The organism is Wocania arenilitoris (genome assembly GCF_021728535.1).
Taxonomy (GTDB): Bacteria; Bacteroidota; Bacteroidia; order Flavobacteriales; family Flavobacteriaceae; genus Wocania_A; species Wocania_A arenilitoris.
Genome location: NZ_JAKKDU010000002.1, coordinates 35,844 through 57,036, shown reverse-complemented (window position 1 = coordinate 57,036; position 21,193 = coordinate 35,844). Strand labels below are relative to the sequence as shown.

The window sequence follows — 21,193 nt, the reverse complement described above, 5'->3', positions numbered from 1 at the left end:
ATTATCTTTTTTTATTCATTTTTAAAATTGTACGATCATAAAGTCCCCGTTCTGTATCATTGATGTAAGGGAACTGGTCGAAATAGTCATCTTTACCTTCCATACGCGGATCGCCTTCTTTTTTTAAAAGTTGAAATAATTCCTCTTTCAATTCTGCGGCAATACCAACATAGGCTTCCGTATTGCAAAGGTTATTCATACACTCTTGGTCTTGGTTTAGGTTATACAATTCTTCCTGTGGCCTAAGCCCAAGGCAAGCTTCCCACCATACACTACTCTCTCCACTTTTAATAACTGCTTCTTTTGTTGGTCCTGGTGCGGTATCCCTGAAATCTGTTTCAGGATTACCTCCTGGCCATCTTTCTGGATGAAAATTATATAGGTATAGAAGGCTGTCTTTTCTAATGGACCGTACCGGATAGCCCCAATCGTTTGGTCTTCCTACATCTGTACGTTCCCTGCCCTGCAATAAAACTTTACGTTCATTTCTTTCTTCCTCACTAGTAAGTATATTTAAAATGCTTTTTCCACTAATAGGTTGCATTCCACTGGTGGCTATATCGATACCTGCAGCTTCAAGAAATGTAGGTGCAAAATCAATAAAACTAATTAAGCTATGATTCACTTTTCGGGGATTAATAATTTTTCCTTTCCACATAATAGCAAGTGGCATGTGGGTACTATGTTCATATGGATTTCCCTTTACCCGTGGGAAAGGCATCCCATTGTCTGATGTAACGACTATCATTGTATTTTCCAAAAGACCCTGTTTTTCTAAAAGATCAATCATTTTCCCTAGGTGCAAATCGAACCATTCCAATTCAAAAGCATAATCCAACATGTCAGTCTTCACCTTTTCTTCATCTGGCCAGTAAGAAGGGATATCTGTCTGCTTTATCATATCAAGCTGCTTTCCTCCTTTTTCAATACCTGAACCATATTCATAATAACGATGTGGTTCCCAGCCCCCATACCAAAAAAAGAATGGTTTCTTTTTATTTCGTTCTTTCAGAAAAAGATTAAGGCTCCCAGCATAGTCTGTATTTTCAATCTCCGATGTTGGGGTTTCCCCTTTTACATCGTAGCGTGTACCTATCAACTCCCTACCTTCTTTAAATTTCCCAGGCCCCCATGGCTTACCTGTAAAGGCTGTTTCATATCCATTTTCGCGGAGTGCTTCACAAACAGTTTTATATTTATCGGGGAAATAGGGCCAATGATTAGCTGCCGCCTCCAACTGCCAGGGGTTCCTCCCGGTGATTATACATGACCTTGACGGAGCGCATTTGGCATTTGGGGTATAGGCATTGGTAAACAATATCCCTTCATTAGAAACCCGGTCGAAATTTGGAGTTTTTACCCAATCGCAACCATAGGCTCCAAAATGAGCATATGAAGCATCATCCGCTACGCAGAACAGGATGTTTGGAGGCTGCTTATTAGTCTGCTCGTTAGCACAAGACCCCATTATTAAAAGTAAAGAACAACAAACTCCTTGTTGTATTTTACCACTCAAGTACTCAACTTTATTTAGCTTATTATTGTTACTGAGTAAATTTAATTTAAGCTTATCCAAAAATATCTTAAAATTTAAACATCTGTTAATTATATTAAAAAACATAATATTTATCATTACATTAAACTTTACAAAAAACTTTAGTCCAAATTATTTTTCTATATAAATAGGTATTTTACACCCCGATATATCATTATATCTAATAACCACATCATCTGCACCTGTAACATATATACCGTATTTTGCATGTTCTCCTTCTATTATATTATTTTCAAAAACTAGATTTCTATGTACACTATTTTTGGCTGGATTAGAACTTACTACATTTACGGCAATCCCACTTGCTTCATTCTGTACTCCATCTCCTCTTCCACACCTAATAATTCTGTTATTAATTATTGTTACATTGGCAGATCCTGGGCCTTCGTGCCAGCTACCTTCTGCTCCAATATGTATACCTGTGCCTGTCGACTCCATGATTGTACAGTTTTCAATCCTTACATTTCGGGTCTTTATAAGAATCCCCCTAGCCAAATGACTCATTATAGTACAACCCTCCATATGCAAACTGGGCAAACGGGTAATATTAATTAATAAATATCTATCTATATCTATTGGAATAGGCTCATTAAAAGTTAAATGTGTTTCCCATTTTTCAGGAAGTGTAACAACCTCCTTAACTGTTATTTCTTTAATCTTTTTAAGTGTATTTTTATCTACAAGTTCAAACGCATCGCCTACATCTGGATAATCTAATACTTGAGCATGGGTTCCTGTTGGCGCATTGACTTTAGTTATATATTTATCTTCAATATTGCCAGTTATAGTGTAATAATAATTATGAACGTTTGTAGCATCATCTCCCTGGCCTTCAAACATGCAATTTTTAAAATGAATATAACCTGTGCATGATGTAAAGTGGGTAGCATCAGTATTGGTAGATTGTTTTCTTCCTGCTTTAGGAACAACTCTTAAACCGCTCATTAAAATATTATGAGACCTGTGCCCTACAATACCCATACCTGGTTGTGAGTGTATTGTAACATTTTCAATAGCTACATCTTGACTTTCATGAATTAAAATTGCTGGCCTAAAATGAAAACTATGGTTTATTAAAGCAATATCATTCTTGTAATTAACTGGAATGTTACCCCATATACGTAAAGTTTGTGGTGCTATGAGTTTATTTTTTATAGGGAAATATAGTGGTTCACTCGCTATTCTGTCCTTCTTTGTATCAAAAAACATAATCCTGGGCATAACCATATTGCTTTTTACTATATAATCTTGAGAAAAATGAACATCAAAATATGTATTGGAAACATCAATAACCTTACCCTCACTATGTGGTAACCAATAATAATCGATAGTAAATCCTGATATTTTTATTTTATTTGAATTTTCTATAGAAATAGGTTCCATCCAACCCTTGCAAATAAGTTCTGCACCATTACCCACCAGCTCTAAATCTTTATGACCATAAATATCTAAACCTTTAATATATTTGTAATATGGACTAAAAATAACTTCTTCTGGGTTTTTACCCATTTTTAAATCTAACACAGAATTCATTAAGGAAATAGCTTTTGGATGCTCAAGAATATATTTCCCTTCAGGAAAAATCAATTTTTTAATTTGATTTTCTTTACAATACAACAAAGCTCTATTAATGGCTATCCTATCGTTTATAGTATCATTTGGTATAGCTCCAAATTTACTAACGGACACTTCATTATCTATAATTTTATTTTGTCCATTGCTTTTCGATATCAAAAAAAAAAAATGCATATATGAAAGTGAGTAAGGTTTTATTTATTGAGTATTTATTTAAAAGCATAGTTACTATTTATTTAATTCAATTAACAACTTATTTCTCTCTTGACGACATAGCCTATCTACTTTTAAGTGATTTGATAACATGGCCTCTTTTTTAAGTTTAATATTTTCGGCATCAAACTCTCTAATTAGCTGATCTGAGAATGCTTTATTTTCAAATTTGGCCACCAAAGCATAGTCATTTTCTATAAGTAAGTCTCCTGCAACATGTTCAAATATTTCAATTTCTTCAGGAGTAAGGACTTCTAAAAATTTTCTGCTATTATTAGGCATAATAGGCATGGTAAGATTACTCCACATATATCCTGCTGCTGCCGTGATTTTTGATTCGTTCGAATTGAAATAATCTAAAACAGTTTCATCTAAATGCAACCCTAAAAAACCATTAATCTGTTCGAGTACCTCGATGGGATTGGCTATAAGGGACTCATATTTTATGGTTAAACACCTATTTCTATCTATATTTTCAAATGCTTTCTTGGCTTTCAAATAATTGTTTTTCCAAATCGATGCTAAATGAAATATGTGTTTTTCTCCAACGAGTGTTTTTTTAAATGAAGCTGCAACATCCCTACCGTCCCTTATCAAATGAATATAATAAGGCTCCATTCCGTTGTCTTCAATCGGTTCATAAAAGTTTACATTTGACATGCTTTTACAACACCAAAAAGCAGCGTTATCTTTCAAAGCCATTGTTTCGTAAACTGCTTTAAAAACTTCAATTAATGTTGGTTTTTCACATCTTCTGAATACTTTTTCTCGATCTAATTTAATATCCCATTTTACTGGGTTGGTTTCAACAAGTCTGCAAACATCATGTATTAATCTTTTAAAATTAGCATGTTCCTTTAAGTCATCATATTTATGTAGAATGGGATAAAACACCTTTAAGATATGTGGTGGATGGTGCGCTGAAATTAGTGGTGACTGGTTTAAAATTAACCGAAGTAAATTTGAACCTGAGCGTTGAGTACCTATTATTTGAATAGGGATTAATCCTTTTTTTAATAAAGTCATAAAAAACTAAATAATAAGGTTAGTAAAATTACTAATGCAGGATGAATTTTAGTGAACAAAAATAACAACAGCGACACTATAAAAATGACCCAAGGCAACGTTTGATAACCAAAATGCTTTAATCCAATGGTATAGGCTCCACTAAAAATTAATCCAATAACTACTGCCCGAATACCTTTCATAACAGCATCAATATAACTAAAATGTTTAATTTTTTGTTGTATGTGTGAAAGAATTAACATTAATATAGATGAAGGTAAAAAAATAGATACGGTCGCTATAAAAGCTCCTGTAAATCCTGCCATTTTATAACCGATAAAAGTAACGCTAGTTAGTATTGGCCCTGGAGTAATTTGACTTATCCCAATGGCCGCATTAAACTCGTGCAATGTTACCCAATTTAAATCGCCGACAAGAGCTTGTTCCATAATGGGAATTATAACATATCCTCCCCCAAACAAGGTTAAACTCATTCCTGAAAAAACCGAGGCTAAATATGCTGAAATATTTAATTTATTGTTATAACTAGCTATAATTACCATTAATGAAATAATAATTAATAAAATGTATACTAATGTTTTTAATTCTTTTCTATTTATAAATCTAGTCGCATTGTTTTTAACGTCAATAATTACTTCCTGTTTAGCATATAAAAAATACCCCATTAGTCCTCCCAAGAAAATCGCAACTATTATAAATATTACATTCGGTGCCGTTACAGCAAGTATAAAGGCAAGTACTGCGATACAACCTTGACTTAAAACCCGCATTTGCTTTTTGGCCATATTATAGCCTACGCTTGTAATTACAGCAGCTACTACGGGGATAACGAAAGCAATATGAAAATCGGCCTCAGCTCCAATTGAGAAATAATAAACTGAAAATCCCGTTACTAATAGAAAGGTAGGTAACAATACGCCCAAAAAACTTACCATAGCTCCTTTTATTCCAGCTAAAATAAATCCGTAATAAACTACCGAATTTACAGCCAATGGACCTGGCAAGATGGATGCTAAAGATACACCATCTAAAATTTGATCATCTGTAAGCACTTTTTTTTTATCAACCAATTGTTTCCTAACCATTGCAATTAAGGCCATATGGCCGCCAAATGAATAGCTTCCTATTAGGAAAAAACTCCAAAACAAGTCTATAAGGAATAGGTTTGACCGATTTATTTTCAAATTATTTAAATTAATACAATTAATTTTTTAGGTTGAACCCTTTACAACTTAGATATTATGTAATTACCTATACTTTCTCTTTTTATCAAAAAGTATTAAGCTCTCAAAACATTGTTTATCTTTTTTAAGATATTATTATCAAACTGCAATTTATAAAATTAACATATATTAATGGGGTTTATTATATGGTAAAATAGAAAATGAATAATTATAAATTCCGGGTCTAATGGTATACTTTTCATGGGTTTTTGCTCCCCATGTATTATCTCCTCCAACACCCATTTGATGATAATCTATGTTTAAGGAGGTTATGCCTGAAGATTTAATTTCCGAACCATGTTTATTGGTGTCTTTATTATAATGCGACAATTCACTATATAAAAATGGAAAAACACTGAAGTTAAATACTGAATTGCTTTCAAATCTCAGCCCTTTTCCTTTATCGTTTTCTAATAAAAACCATCTAACATCGGATCTGTTTCCATTTTCCTGTGGTCTTATATATTTGGTATTCATTTTTTCTATATCTTCCTTATATTTACCTATAAATGATGCCGTTTTTCTGTCCCAATAATTTTCTTCTGGTCCACGACCATACCATTCAACCTTGTCAAGGCTCCCTTTAAAGATTCCGGTCATTCCAATTCTAGGTATCTCAGATAAAGTTTTATCAGATTCTACAACTACTGAAACAGAAATTTTTCCGTTACCGTCGATTACATAATGTGTGATTTGCTCAAAAACATCATTATAAACATGTGTTGTTGTTATGTTTACTTTATTATCCTTTAAATCATAATTAAAGTATTTAAGCTTATGGTTTAATGTTATATCTTTCCATACTTCGGCTCTTTTTTGTAAACCATTACCTAAATCGTTATCTGTTGGGGCTCTCCAAAAATTGGGCTTAAATGGTGATTCTATAAAATTTTCGTCATCTTCTGATATTTCAATTAAATAGCCTTTGGATTTATCAAATACAATACGCCATTTATTATTAGCAATAGTAAGCTGCGTGTCAGTACTCGAAATATTTTTATCTTTCAAAGTACCTGCCAACTTTGTCACATATCCTTGAATGCCTTTATTTAATATTATTTGATCTCTCGATACTATATGATCTGCTGGCACCAATGAGTTGTTAGCCATTTGACGCACTGCAAAATTAATATAATAATCATACTTCTTGTCTACTTTAAGATTCGTAATAGGTATTACAAAATTGGTTGAGTCATTTGGTTCAACAACTATTTTATTAACCACGCCATTACCGACAACTTCTCCTTCTTTTAATATAGAATACTCTATTTTAAAGTTTTCAGTATTTGTAAAAAAGAAGTTGTTTTGCAATGTAAATTCACCAGAAGACACATTTCTAGGTTTTATTTTTATATTTCTATATACATGCTTTACTTCCTTTAAATATGGATATGGTGTTCTATCTGCATAAAGCAATCCGTTTGCACAAAATGTAGAATCGTTCATTGTTCTAGGGTCGCCCATATCTCCTCCTGCTCCCCAAATAGGAATACCGTCTTTGTTTTTTATAGCAAATGTTTGATCAACCCAATCCCAAATAAACCCACCTTGTAAATTTTTGTGTTTTTCCATTACATCCCAATAGTCCTGTAAATTACCTACACTATTTCCCATGGCGTGTGCATATTCACATAAAATAAGTGGGCGGGAATCATTTTTTTTCGCAAAATCTGAAATAAAATCTATATTCTTATACATAGGTACCACCATATCGGTATGATTTTCATACCATGCCTCTTGATATTGTACCGGTCTGGTAGAATCTTTTTCTTTAATCCAATTATAAATTGAAACAAAATTTTTTCCATCTCCAGATTCGTTACCCATAGACCATGCAATTATACTAGGGTGGTTTTTATCTCTTTCTACCATGCGTTTTGCACGATCTAAAAAAGCATTAGTCCAATTATCATCATTGGTGAGTTTTTCGTAACTTTCCTCATGAAACTGCATACCATGGGTTTCTATATTTGCTTCATCAATAACATAAAGCCCATATTTATCACACAACTTATACCAATATTCATCATTAGGATAGTGACTTGTACGAACTGCATTAATATTATTTTGCTTCATTAGTGTAATATCTTTCAGCATCAATTCTTTAGACATATATCTGCCTAAATAAGGATCCCATTCGCATCTATTAACTCCTTTTATATAAATAGGCTTTCCATTAACTAATAATTGTTTGTCTTTAATTTCAATATTTCTAAACCCTACATCTATTTTTACAACCTCGTATATTTTATCATTAGAAGTGCTTTTTATAATTAATTGATATAGATTAGGTGTTTCCGCAGACCATTTTAATGGTTTTTCTATAAGCCCTTTTATATTAATTTTTGACTCTTTAGGGTTTTCAATAACTTTACTCCATACGTCCATACCTTTATTGTCAAAAAGAGTTATTTCTAACTTTAAATTGGCTGCCTCTTTTTTATTTTTTTGAATGTCTATAGATAAATCTAGTATACCATTATTAAATGATTCATCTAGAGAAGCTTTTGAAAAAACATCTCTTATTTGGACATCTGGTGTTTTGTATAAATAAACATTTCTTTCTATTCCACTTACTCTCCAAGTATCTTGACCTTCTAAATAAGAACCATCACTCCACCTATAAATAACTGCTGTAAGGTCGTTTTCTCCTTGCATTAAATAATCAGTAATATCAAATTCAATAGGCACTTTACTTCCTTTAGCAAATCCAACTTTTTCACCATTAACCCATAAGTACATAGCAGATTTAACAGACCCAAAGTATAAAATCGTTCTTCCATCAGTTACCCAATTATTTGCTAAAGTAAACTTACGTTTATATACCCCTACTGGATTCTCGATAGGTGTATGAGGAGGGTTTGGATCAAAAGGGTATTCTTCATCTAAATAATATGGAATACCAAAACCTTGAGCTTCCCAATTTCCTGGAACAGAAATATCGTCTAGGTTATTTAATGGATAATTAGCATCTGTTATATTTTTAATAACATTATTTGGTGATTTAGCTAAATGAAATTTCCATATACCATTTAAGGATAAGTATCTTTTAGATTTTTCCATATTATCCAAAATCGCCAATGCTTCATTTTCAAAAGAAAATAATGTAGCCCTTGGTTCTAAAGTGTTTTTTGATAGTATAAGTGGGTTACGAATATCATTTGGTATCGTATTACTACTTTGTTGACACGAAAAAAATACAGATATAAATAAGATATATACAAAAGTGTAATTATAATTCATATGTTTATTCAATTAACAATAATAAATGTGCTGCCGACCAGCTAAAATGTTTTGCGTTTAATCCTTTTCCAGAAATTGGATGATAATTTTCTCGGATAGCGTAACCTTTATCTAATAAACCCTCAGCATTTTTAACAAGTTTTAATTTTAGTGTTTTAGCTTCTTCATGAAACCCATAGTTTTCTAAACCTATTATAGCAAAATAAGCTTGATCAAGCCATACAGGGCCACGCCAATAGCCATTTTCAGGATCAAAATCTTTATGAGATATATTTAATGTGGGCAACGGAATTTTAGAATAGAATAGTGACTCATCAAATATCTTATTCTTAACTGACTCTGCAGTTTCTGATGTTGCAATTCCTGACCATAGTGGCAACCAGCCTTCTGGTCCTATAATATTAACCAATTGATTATTTTCTAATTGGCGATCAAAATAGTAACCTACATCTGTATTATAAAATGCATTATTAAATAACATTGAAATCTCATTGTAATCATTTTTTAACACTTCAACAGAAGACATATTATTGGATATTTTTGCTAGTTTTATTAGCTGTTTCTTTTCATCCAAAAGATACGCGTTTAAATCTACTGACTCCTGATTCAATGACCATGCATTAGAGTTGTTTTTTACTAATAAAGCATTATCAAATCTAACGGCATTATCCATTCCACTTTCCCAAGCTGCAGCAATTCTTGTTCCATCTGTAGAACCATATTCACATAATTTATTTCGATTATGATCTCTATTCTTATACCACCAATAATGATATTTGATTAATTTTGGAAACATTTTTGCCACGAAAGCGGTATCACTTGTTTTTTCAAATATTTGGTTTACTGCCCAAGTAGCAAGAGGAGGTTTTGTATCTCTCCAATTATGCTTTTGAATTAAGGTATCACGATATATACAATCTGGTATCATGCCTTCATTGTCTTGATAAGAAAACATAGTTAACATTTGATCTTTGGCCAACTTGGGCTCAAACCTAGCAAGTGCTGCAGCATGTTTCCAAGAATCCCAAGCCCAAAAACCATTAAACCCCTTGTACAAATAAGAAGGAAACAAGCCATCATGTCTTAACTCTCCTGAAGCACTTTTCCAATTTCCAATTAAGGTTTGAATAGATTTTGTTTTTAATAATTCAAAATTCAATGAATCCAACCAATGATTCTGCTTGTAAGGAAATGCGTCATGATAAGATTTCCAACGTTTTATTGTTTGGCTATAGGAACCTGCTACTGCATCATCATTTATTGATTGAGATTCTTTATTTTGAAGTTTATTGAAAAGTGATACATAGAGCAAATTAATATTCTCTGATGAATTAGATAGAATTTTATAAGGCTTTTTAGTTATACTATTATAAAATTTTCCCGTAGAGGACACTTCGGTATTAAAATCCTTATCAAAATGATATTGATGGGTCGATTCTGAATCTGAAAAATTAACTTCAAGCTGTTCGTTTAAATTAAACTGAGCCGTTTCTAACCATACATCTCCTTTCCAACCCATAAAAAGTTCTATCGGCACAGAAGATTTATTACTAACTGTAGCGGAAACAAAAATAGATTTATTGGAATTAAACCATAATTTCAAGTTTACTTCCAAACCCTTAATTTCTGTAACAATATGTTGCTCTAAAAAGCCTGGATATTGACTTAAATTAACACTCACATATTGTATTTCTTCTTTATTTTTTTTGTACAATATAAACTTTGCAAATGTTTTGCCCAGCCAAATACCATTGTCCCTATTCATGGAAAAAGGTCCTATAAAACTTCCATAAAATTCTTTACTATCATCAGGCAAAGCAAAAGAATGCCAAGAACCAAGGTCACAGAAACTGGAAATACTCCTATCTTGTGGGCTTTCTGGTACACCTTTAAAATTTAAAGCATCTGACAGAAACCTGTTATCATTACTTGTGTTCGCAATAACTTCTAATTTTCTATCACACGACGATGTTAATATTAACAGAACCATTAACAAAATGGCACTTTTAAAGAACAAACAATTGATCTTAAAATTACTCAGAATAATGAACAGATTTAAAGAATTAGCATGTTTTAATTTCACCAATTTCATCTATAACTAGACCAATTTTTTAACATTTAGAAACACACTCGCCTACTAATTATTTAAATTTAAGGCTAGTTATTTCCATAATTACACATATAATCAAACTTTAAAATAGAATTTATAAAGCCCCCTAATGCTATAGGATAATAAACAAAGATGTAAAATCTATCGCACAAAAACTTAAAAAACACCTTTACATAGCCTTACAAAAGACAAAGAATAAAGATGATATAGAAAGTTCACCTCCAACGGATAGAATCGACCAAAAATAATACGATATCAGATACCCCGTTCACTCTAAGATTACTTCTTGTTTACACCGCAACATAATGTTGCGTATTTTATACTCTTTGTAATTTAATGGGATACGTTCTACCTCCATTCCATTGACATACGTAAAGGTTTTCATCACCATCTACACAAACATCATGACCATGCTTTATAAAGGGAACTTCTTGTATTTGGTGTTGTAACTTACCATCTACATACCTAGGTGCTTGACCACCTGGGTTGGACACTACCTTATCGCTTTCATCCAAAATTGTAACATAACCTGTTCCATGTTTGCCTTTACCATCAATTCTTGACCAACATACTCCAGCATAAATATTTTTCCCATGAATAACAGCTCTGTTAACCATAGCACCTGGAATAGTAACCGTTTTTTTGTACACACCATCCATGGTGAAAAACTTGAACGCGCATTCTGATCTCGACGTAACTATAAGTTGGGGATTGGCGGGGTTTCTTAAATCTACCGTAACGCCATGTGCATTCTGTAATCTGTAATTGGGATCTGGGTTATCACTTCCTCCAAAGTGTCTGATGTATTTTCCGTGCTGATCGTACTGAATAATGAAGTCTGAGCCGTAACCGTCCGCAACATAAATATCTCCATTGGGAGCTACAGCGGTTTCAGAGGGTTTGAATTGTTGGCTAGGTTCATATATTCCAATGGTTTGAGGATGCCCCAAATTAAAAACCAACTCTCCTTTCATACTTATTTTTGAGACAAAACCATCTCCACTAAAATATTTAAACTCATCTGGTCGCTTGTGGTCGTGAAACCATCCATTATCTGTGACATACAAAAATTCTTCACCTCCTTCATCGTTTATGGTAAGTCCATGACCGCCTGGAAATCGATTGCAATACGCGTCAATCAAATTACCTGATTGGTCGTAGATAATCAAATTGTTTTTGGGCTCATCGGTCAATAAAATTATACGTCCCATAGAGTCGACCACCATCTCATGACAATTATCCACAGGTACTTTTGCTGGGTCTAGCTCTCCCCATTTTTTATCTACTTTATATTTATAATCGCCATGACCGATTATGAGATCTTCATCAGATGGTGCAACTCCTCTAATAATATTAACGTTAAACGTGGAAGGCATAACAGCAACTGCTCCTAAAGCAGCCGTTTTTTTAATAAAGTTTCTACGTGGATTCATGTGTTTTGATTTAATTATTTAACCTCTTGTGTATTAAGTCCAGATTTATATTGTTCAAAGACTTGTTAAAAAATTAAGGAGCGGTCCCCAATGTTGTTATAGGGTCTTTTCAAATTCTCAAATAAAATTTCGTAATCTTTAATATTTTTTTACACTTAATCATCTAACATTAAAATGCTTTTCTTTATAGCTTAATCTTTTCTCTTTTTTATTAAACTCATTAATTGGCTACATAAGCTTTCCATCCAAGGTACAAATCATTTAGCTCTCTTTTTATTTTGGTCTCTTCGTTAATCACATTGAATTTTTCTTCTAAATCATTATCAAGATCAATTAAGAATTCTCCAAGTTCCAATTCTACCATTTCGTATTTAGCCTCCTCATCATTAAATGACTTATGTAGTTTCCAATTTTCTTTTCTTACAGCCATTTCATAACCTGTATCCCAGTACAAAACTTCATGATGTATCCCTTTATCCTTACCGCGTAACAAGGCATCTAAACTTATACCATCTACATAATTTGGTATTTCAATACCCGTAGCTTCACATATTGAAGGCAGAATATCCATTGCACTTACCATATTTTGACATACTTTCTCTTTTTGATATTTTTTAGGGTAAGAAACCAACATCTGCGTTCGCATTCCTCCTTCATATAGAAGATATTTAGACCCTCTTAAAGGATAATTATTTGCATATATTGGAGTTGAGCCTCCATTGTCACTAATGAAAACAATTAGAGTGTTTTCTCTTAAGCCTTGTGTTTCAAGTAAATCCAGAAGTTTTCCAATTTCTCTATCTAAATAATACAGTTGCCCTAAATAGTGTTGCCGACCTTCCTTATTGTTGGGGTATCTTCCTTTAACATACCAATCATAATAGTCTTCCTTTTCAGGATTCCAATCATGGTACCCTTTAATTTTTAAGCTATCCATATATTTTTGAGGAAGTTGATGCGTGAAATTGTGAACTGCATTAAATGCAATTTGAAGAAAAAACTTACTCTCTTTATTTCTTTCAATAAATGCTCTAGAATGATGACCTATTAGCTCTGTTAAAAAAGCTGTTGTATCAACAGGCTTATAGTTTTCCCAAAGAGATCCTTGTCTTAACGTTTGCCCTTTTCTTTTATATGTTTTTTTTGCTTCTAAAAAATCCTCTTCAATCTCTTTTCTATGATTCATATAATGCTTTCTTGCAGACGTATGCCCAAAATAATAATCAAATCCATGATTTAAGGGGAAACTTCGATTGGATATATCGGAATCATTATCTCCATAATGAACTTTACCCACATAACCTGATTTATATTGCTTTTGACTTAATAACTCTGGGATAGTTTTAAATTTAGAATCGTGCAAACCCTCTGCACTATACCAATAAGAGCCTAAACGCTGTGGATAAATTCCCGTTATCATCCCAACCCTAGATACACTACAAATAGGAGAAGACTGATATGCCTGTGGGAAACGCACCCCACTTGTTGCTATACGGTCTATATTTGGAGTACTAACATCGTTGGCAAGTTTAGCACAACCCATATCTGCATAACCCAAGTCATCGGCTACTATTAATATTATGTTAGGCAAGTCTTCACTTATGTTTTGAATATTATCCTCTTTTGTTTTACAACATAACAACATTGATAGAGCGATACAGAAAAATACAACTTTAATACTATACATTTATTTATTTTTGAATAAAAAACTTACTCCTAGTTAATTTAATAATTTTAGATATATATCAATAATTTTTAATTTAAAATTCTTTACTTACTTTGATTGAATTACTACAAACAATCTAAAAAGACACAAAACCAGCTTTGCAAGAAACTAAACTAAAATTGTTGCTTTTAAAAAACATGATGTCAACGTTAAAAACAAAGTTGAAATTTTTTTTTATAGAAAATTTAACAAAACACCTTTACACAACCTTATATGAATATTACGACATGGCAATGATCAGCTTAAACTATTTATTATTAATTAGCTTTTCTATTGGTATATACTCTGCCCTGTAAGGGTCAGGAATTCCAACATGTGCTTGACAAAGAACTTTTCCCTTTTTATCCATAACTAATATTTTTCTAGATCTTGGTATACAAACTAGTAGATTGTTTTTATTTATAACATACGAACTCCCCATTCTATCTGCATAAAACTCATCTGGCATTTCCAAGCATAACCTAGGATAAGCAGTCTTATTAATTTCATTCAATTTAAAAGACAGTAATCGCGTTTTTCTTTTTTCTTTACCATTATCAAAAATCATATATTCTTTAAATGGATTAATATGAATGTCATGCTGAGCGCTAAAATAATAATTCTTATCAATGTTGAAATCCCCATTTTGCCCAAACTTCCATATAATTTCTCCGCTTTTATTATCTATCTTCCATATTTGATTCCAATCCCTAAAAGAAATTAAAATATTGCCATCAATATCATAAGAAAAAGCATTAGCATGACCCCAATCATCCATGTGTTCTAAAATATTAGGGTCTAATCTAGGATCAAGATGATCAAAAACAGACCATTTCCACTTTAAGTTCCCTTCTCTGTCTAAAATAACTATGCAATCTCCTGTAATTGATTGGCTAGCATTTCCTCCAATTGTACTTAAATCATAAACCCTACTTTCATAAGCTAATGTTGCAATATAGCCTTGAGGCGTTAGTCTAACTTCATGATGGGCCTCATATGGGAAATTATGTCCTCCAAAATAAAGGGTCCTATTTCCAGATAAATCGTATTCCATTATTTCACTTCCGCTACTATTCTTGTGTGCATCATTACCAAGTATCACCAAAATTTTATTTTCATTAGTCCAATGCGACACCTTGGGCTCTCCTTCAAATCGCTGATACCAAACAATCTTCCCATCAGGATCTAATAGGTGTACATTCCCATTCCAACTTCTTCTTTGTAAAAGAATGTATCCATTGTATGAAGACTTAGTAAATTTTTCCCAAGTTAAAGGTGTTATAGGGACATTAATTTCATTTGTAGAAAACGAGTATGGTTTAGTTTCTGAAAAGCATTTATCATTGTTAAATAAAACTTTATAACTGTAATTTTCATTCTCATTGAGTAAGGACAACGTTATTAGATGCTCAGTAGTATCAATCGACTTTTTTGAAAAAAAAGATTTACCTTTTTCGTTCGTTTTCCAATATTTTATAATTACATCACCTTTACTTACTGTACTTATTGATATATCATATCTTAATTGATTATCCTTTTGTAAATGACCATCATGTTTTACAATTATATCTTCCTTACATTTTGGTGGCCCACATGCTATAAAAAATTGGGCAATAAAAATAGTTACTAAAATAAACTCTTTGGTGCATTTATTTAATATAGACATACTTGGTTTGTGTTTTCTTTGCAATGAAACAAATTTAATTGCTGCATAAACAATTAAAGACAACTTATATTTCAGTTGAATTGAATTTAATTAATAGTAAATTAATTGACTTTAATTAATTGAAGACAATTATTATTTTTAGCAACTAAAACTGCTGAATACTTGTTTTTGATTTTTATTTTTCTCATTTTTTTAACATCTCCATACAAAGCTAAGCCTGAAGAAACATAATTTTGGGGTTTAAACATTCCTTTATTATCTACAGTTAGTAATAATCCATATCCCGCATCGTTTCTTGTTGTCTCTACTTCCGAACTATAAAGGTTACCAGCAATTATTACATCATTAATTGAATCTTTATTATAATCATCTACTAATATAGAATTTATAGAAGATAATTGCGCTAGTTCTGGCAATTCTTCAATGGTAAACTCACCATTACCTTGATTATAAATAACAGATGATGCAAATGTATATACTTTCTTATGAAGGGATTCCTTGAGACTATTTTCATCATAAACATCATAAAGGTTTGCTTTGGCAAAAGCATCATATGTTGGAAATTTTTTCTTAATAAATGGCATTTGGTTTGATGAGCACTGTCTTCCTCTTAATGGAAATAAATTACCTTGATTATAATATCCAAGTACTATATCTAATGAACCATTATTATCAAAATCATTAGAATAAACTTCAAAGGGTTCGTCAATTGTTGCTTTATACTTATAATTTAGTCCTAGATTCCCAACAATAAAATCAATATCCCCATCACGATCAAAATCTTCTCCAGCAACTCCAAACCACCATCCATTTGAGTTCTCAAGACCCTTAGGAATTTGTTTCTTATAACTGCCATTAGTGTTTTCGAAAACTGTAATCGGCATCCATTCTCCTACAATAAATAAATCTACATCGCCATCTCGATCAAAATCAGACCATATGGCATCGGTAACCATACCTAAATCTTCCAATTCTGGGGCTATTTGCTTTGTAACATCTGTAAAAACGCCTTTATTGTTTTGTAATATTGTAGATGACGTTGAAAAAGGATATTTAGAGGGTGATAATCTGCCACCTATAAAAAGGTCTAAATCTCCATCATTATCATAGTCGTATGGTTTAACTACAGAACCACTATTAAATATGCGTGGCAATACTTTTTTGTCTCTAACAAAATTTCCTTTTCCATCATTTTTGTAAAGCCTATCTTCGTATAAACTATTATTTTTTGAAAATTCATTCCCCCCACTAACAACATAAAGATCTAAATCACCATCGTTATCTGCATCAAAAAAAGAAGCATCTAAATCTTCATAATCCTTTTCTTTATGCCACAATACCTTATTGGTTTTTTTAAATGTTCCCTCTTCTGTTTGTACATATAACGCTCCTGAAAAAGTATGTGCTCCACCTATATAAAAATCGTCAAGATTATCTCCATTTATATCTCCTACACACAAAGCAGGACCAAATTGGGACATTTTATGCGGCAACAAACTTTCTTTTTCAAAATCGTCATAATTATTCTCCTGATGACAATATTTAATATCATAATCTTCAGTACAATCTGTAAATATTTGCTTATCTGTTTTGGCTTGTATATTTGAAAAATCATAGTTATTAGAAGCATTGCTGTAATAGCCAATAATTTTTTGGTTTACTTTTACATTTTTAATTGTTTCATATCTGCCATCTGCCCAAATAAGAAGTACTTCATCTATTATATTGGCTCTTCCTAATCCAAAATGCACTCCACAACTTACCGAAGACTGATATCCTCTAGTAGGGTAATATTCTTGTACTTGTTCTTCCCCATTATATCTAACAATAACCTTGGATCCTATGCCGTTTGTATTATTTTTAGGTCCAATAAATGTTATATCCAAAAAATTTTGCTCATTTATTGGTAAGTTATTTTGGTAAATTGTTGGGGATTCATCAACATTGTTTACTATTAAATCTAGATCTCCATCATTATCCAAATCAGCATATGCAGCTCCATTTGAAAATGTTTTTTGATTAATTCCCCATTTTCTGTTCATTTTAGTAAACCTTAAATCACCATTATTCTTAAAAAGGTAATTCTCCTTTTTTCTCATGGGAGTTAAATTGACTAATTCCTTTATAAGTGAAGCTTTATCTTTTACATTATTTTTTTCAGCTTCTTCCAATTTTTTAATTCTATATTTTTGATAATCATTATTCCTAAAATCTCGTTTTAGTCCATTGGTTATAAAAATATCCTTATAACCATCATTATCAAAATCCGCTATTAATGGCGCCCAACTCCAATCTGTATTGGAAAGTCCTGCCATTTGAGCTATATCGCTGAAATGATTATTCCCATTATTCAATTGTAAAGTATTGAACATATATTGATAGTGAAAGCCGTTCGTTACTGCTTGGTTAAATGCTTTAGGATTCATACCGCTCATACTGGTTTTTATACCATAGTTATCCTCTGCAACCATATCTAATGTAATAATATCGGCCCAACCATCATTATTGATATCTGCTATATCTGATCCCATAGAGAAATTGGAAATATGGTCTACCATAGATTTCAAGGATTCTTTAAAAGTTCCATCCCCTTGGTTTATATAAAGGTAATCATGCTCTGAATAATCATTTGCAACAAATACGTCTGGCCAACCATCGTTATTAACATCTCCTGCAGATACCCCAAGACCAAACCCAATAGAATTACCTATAATACCAGATGCTAGAGAGACATCAACAAATTTACCATTATCGTTACGGTACAAGTGATCGCCCACATAAGGGTCTCTTTTCTCTCTTATTTTACTTAAATCATCATAGGTAGCATCTATAAAAACGTTATGGTTAAGAATAAAGACATCTAAATCGTTATCACGATCATAATCAAAAAAAAGGGCTTGGGTTGAAAATCCAGGATCATCTATGCCATATTGTTTGGCTTTTTCTATGTAACTAAAGGTATTTCCCTTTTTATGTGAAACAAAAAAAAGATTCCTCCTTTTATCCTCATCCAGTTTACCCGATCGGCAAACATAAATATCCTGAATACCATCATTATTAATATCTACCATAGTTGTACCAGTTGTCCAACTAGGAGAATCCCACAGCCCCACTTCCTTTGTTATATCTTTAAATCTAAAGTTTCCAAGGTTCTTATATAACTTATTATGTGCTAAATTACCTGTAAAAAAAAGTTCAGGTAAATTATCTCCATCAATATCGGCAACAGAAACTCCTCCTCCATTATAAAAATATTCGTAAAAAATACTGTTCATTTTTTCATCTTCAGGTAAAAGATTTTTAAACCCTATACCTATAGAATCTCCTTCTATTAAACTAAATAAAGGTATGTCTTCTGCTTTATTATTACCTACTATTAGAACTTTTTCTTGTTTTTTATCAATGCATTGATAAAAAACAAGAAAAAGCAATAAAAACAATTTAGAAAAATATTTCATCTTAATTTGACTATTCATTAAAGTAGTATTTTTTTTTAGAAATTGGTTGTTTGTTAATTTTTAATTTTAGTTTATACGCACTAAAAGTGGTAAGTATTATTTGCTAGAGAAATGTTTAAATATGTAACAAAATTTAATAAACAATACTCTTTAAATTAAACTTACCTAGCAAAAGTAAGAGATTGTTATATTTAGATTTGATTTGAAAAATTACTTAAAAAACACAACACTCTAACTCATAAATTTTAGCAAATTAATAGACCTCTATAATCCTTTATAATAATTCTTAAGGGTTTTTGCTGTCAGCTAAAATTATAAAAATATTTGACATATTTTAGATTTATTTACCCAGATTTGACACAAGGCGCATATAACTTAAAAAGTTATAAAAAAACATTTTAAAAAACAATCATATTCTTACACAGGGTTATCAGTTTTTTAAAATAGAATTTGGAGGTAACGGTACTTTATTGTTTTTTCTCCACCCAACCAACTCATTTAATAATTCTTCTTTTATTTCAATTTTAGTTTCTGATAAATCAATACTTTCCATTGGGTCATCTTCAAGATTATACAACTCCACGCTACCGTCTTTCAGAAATTGAATAAGCTTATAATTATTTTTTCTAATAACCGAACATGTTCCATGTTTATATTGACTTGCTATATGCCAAAATAACGGTCTATCTAATAAATCTTCATCTGTCTTACCATCAAACAGACTTGTAAAAGATTTACCATCTAAAACTCCTTTGTAATCAATATCCGCCAAATCCATGAAAGTAGGAAAATAATCTGTAGCTTCAATAGGGGTATTTGTCCTTCCTTTGTTTATATTAGAAGGCCAATTTACAAACATTGGCACTTTAATTCCTCCCTCATAAACCATTCCCTTTGATCCTCTTAATCTATTATTGCTTGTATTATTATGCCCATTATCGGAAGTGAAAATTATAATAGTATCTTCTCTTAATTGATTATTTTCAAGAAACCTTACTATCCTACCTATATTATCATCAAGAGATTCAATCATGGTGGCATAACGTGCCACATATTTTTTTTTCTCACCTAACTCTAAACCTTGTCCTAAAATAGTATCTCCCTTTTTATTCATGTATTTTTTAAAAAGTTTATCACTTCTAGATCGTAATGGTCTGTGAACAGTATAATAATGAAGATTTATAAAAAAGGATGTTTCTTTATATTCATCCATAAATTCTATAGCTTCGTCTGTTAGTCGATCTGTTAGCCATTCATCATTAGGCTTTTTAATTAAAAAAGGGTTGCTAAATGGTGCGAAATACCCTCCTGTTTCACTATTATATCCTCCTACCTCTAATGCTGGGTCACCACGATAGGTTCCTCCTATGTTTTTTAAAAACCCTCTCCCTTCAGGGTAATATTGCTTTACTGCTTCGGAACGGTGTTGTTCTACCCAACTAAAATCCCAAGGTTTTGGCTGATTCAATCCTTCCTTAATTGGCCAATCCATTGCCAATTCTTCTGTGGGATAGGGCCCTACTAAATGCCATTTACCAATATGAATCATTTTATAACCAGACTCTGAGAGTAGCTCTGAATATCCTTTATGTTGTCTCCCAACTGTCCAATGAGAAAATATATTCTCATTATTAGTACCTTCTTCCAATACTGGTACTGTATAAACACCTGTTCTAAAAGATTGTTTTCCTGTAAATAAAGCGGTTCGCGAAGGTGAACATGTAGGATACATATAAGCATTATCAAATACAAGCCCTTCGTTTGCCAAAGCATCTATTTTTGGAGTCTCATAATATGTTGAGCCATTAAATCCAACATCTCCATATCCAAGATCATCGATAAGAATAAAAATTATGTTTGGTTTTTTACTATTAACACTACTACGCTTATCTTTAAAACAACTGTTAAAAATAATAAATGATAAAAAAAATATAGCAGATTTTTTGTGTATCATATGTATATCTTAATTTGATTAATTTATAAAAC

11 protein-coding genes are annotated in these 21,193 nt (G+C 31.9%); all 11 read right to left on the bottom strand.

What is annotated here, in order from left to right:
• Position 1: 1 nt before the first annotated feature.
• The gene (locus tag L3X37_RS01635; protein WP_237238430.1) at positions 2 to 1,633 is read right to left on the bottom strand and encodes a sulfatase family protein; all 1,632 of its coding nucleotides are present in this window, start codon (positions 1,631 to 1,633) and stop codon (positions 2 to 4) included.
• A gap of 33 nt (positions 1,634 to 1,666) precedes the next feature.
• The gene (locus L3X37_RS01630; protein ID WP_237238429.1) at positions 1,667 to 3,289 is read right to left on the bottom strand and encodes a right-handed parallel beta-helix repeat-containing protein; all 1,623 of its coding nucleotides are present in this window, start codon (positions 3,287 to 3,289) and stop codon (positions 1,667 to 1,669) included.
• 69 nt (positions 3,290 to 3,358) lie between these two features.
• Complete coding sequence (locus L3X37_RS01625; RefSeq protein ID WP_237238428.1) at positions 3,359 to 4,369, bottom strand: sulfotransferase family protein; 1,011 nt, start codon at positions 4,367 to 4,369, stop codon at positions 3,359 to 3,361.
• Complete coding sequence (gene chrA / locus L3X37_RS01620; protein ID WP_237238427.1) at positions 4,366 to 5,553, bottom strand: chromate efflux transporter; 1,188 nt, start codon at positions 5,551 to 5,553, stop codon at positions 4,366 to 4,368. The genes L3X37_RS01625 and chrA overlap by 4 nt, the downstream gene beginning before the upstream one ends.
• A gap of 168 nt (positions 5,554 to 5,721) precedes the next feature.
• On the bottom strand, positions 5,722 to 8,835 hold the full coding sequence (lacZ, locus tag L3X37_RS01615) for a beta-galactosidase, LacZ type (protein WP_237238426.1): 3,114 nt from the start codon (positions 8,833 to 8,835) through the stop codon (positions 5,722 to 5,724).
• A gap of 4 nt (positions 8,836 to 8,839) precedes the next feature.
• Positions 8,840 to 10,825, bottom strand: a complete 1,986-nt coding sequence (locus L3X37_RS01610) for an MGH1-like glycoside hydrolase domain-containing protein (RefSeq protein ID WP_237238425.1) — start codon at positions 10,823 to 10,825, stop codon at positions 8,840 to 8,842.
• Positions 10,826 to 11,262: 437 nt separating this feature from the next.
• A complete protein-coding gene (locus tag L3X37_RS01605) occupies positions 11,263 to 12,378 on the bottom strand; it encodes an NHL repeat-containing protein (RefSeq protein ID WP_237238424.1) in 1,116 nt (371 codons plus the stop codon).
• 220 nt (positions 12,379 to 12,598) lie between these two features.
• Entirely contained in the window at positions 12,599 to 14,065 is a 1,467-nt protein-coding gene (locus L3X37_RS01600; protein ID WP_237238423.1) for a sulfatase-like hydrolase/transferase, read from the bottom strand.
• Between the two features lie 286 nt (positions 14,066 to 14,351).
• Positions 14,352 to 15,773, bottom strand: a complete 1,422-nt coding sequence (locus tag L3X37_RS01595; protein WP_237238422.1) for an arylsulfotransferase family protein — start codon at positions 15,771 to 15,773, stop codon at positions 14,352 to 14,354.
• A 77-nt stretch (positions 15,774 to 15,850) separates the two neighbouring features.
• On the bottom strand, positions 15,851 to 19,225 hold the full coding sequence (locus L3X37_RS01590; RefSeq protein WP_237238421.1) for a VCBS repeat-containing protein: 3,375 nt from the start codon (positions 19,223 to 19,225) through the stop codon (positions 15,851 to 15,853).
• Positions 19,226 to 19,637: 412 nt separating this feature from the next.
• Positions 19,638 to 21,161, bottom strand: a complete 1,524-nt coding sequence (locus L3X37_RS01585; protein ID WP_237238420.1) for a sulfatase — start codon at positions 21,159 to 21,161, stop codon at positions 19,638 to 19,640.
• Between the last annotated feature and the right edge of the window lie 32 nt (positions 21,162 to 21,193).

Coding starts and splice junctions, on each gene's coding strand:
- L3X37_RS01610 (WP_237238425.1), bottom strand. CDS start 10,825: ATGGTTCTGTTAATATTAACATCGTCGTGTGATAGAAAATTAGAAGTT.
- lacZ (WP_237238426.1), bottom strand. CDS start 8,835: ATGAATTATAATTACACTTTTGTATATATCTTATTTATATCTGTATTT.
- L3X37_RS01600 (WP_237238423.1), bottom strand. CDS start 14,065: ATGTATAGTATTAAAGTTGTATTTTTCTGTATCGCTCTATCAATGTTG.
- L3X37_RS01585 (WP_237238420.1), bottom strand. CDS start 21,161: ATGATACACAAAAAATCTGCTATATTTTTTTTATCATTTATTATTTTT.
- L3X37_RS01635 (WP_237238430.1), bottom strand. CDS start 1,633: ATGATAAATATTATGTTTTTTAATATAATTAACAGATGTTTAAATTTT.
- L3X37_RS01625 (WP_237238428.1), bottom strand. CDS start 4,369: ATGACTTTATTAAAAAAAGGATTAATCCCTATTCAAATAATAGGTACT.
- L3X37_RS01605 (WP_237238424.1), bottom strand. CDS start 12,378: ATGAATCCACGTAGAAACTTTATTAAAAAAACGGCTGCTTTAGGAGCA.
- L3X37_RS01590 (WP_237238421.1), bottom strand. CDS start 19,225: ATGAATAGTCAAATTAAGATGAAATATTTTTCTAAATTGTTTTTATTG.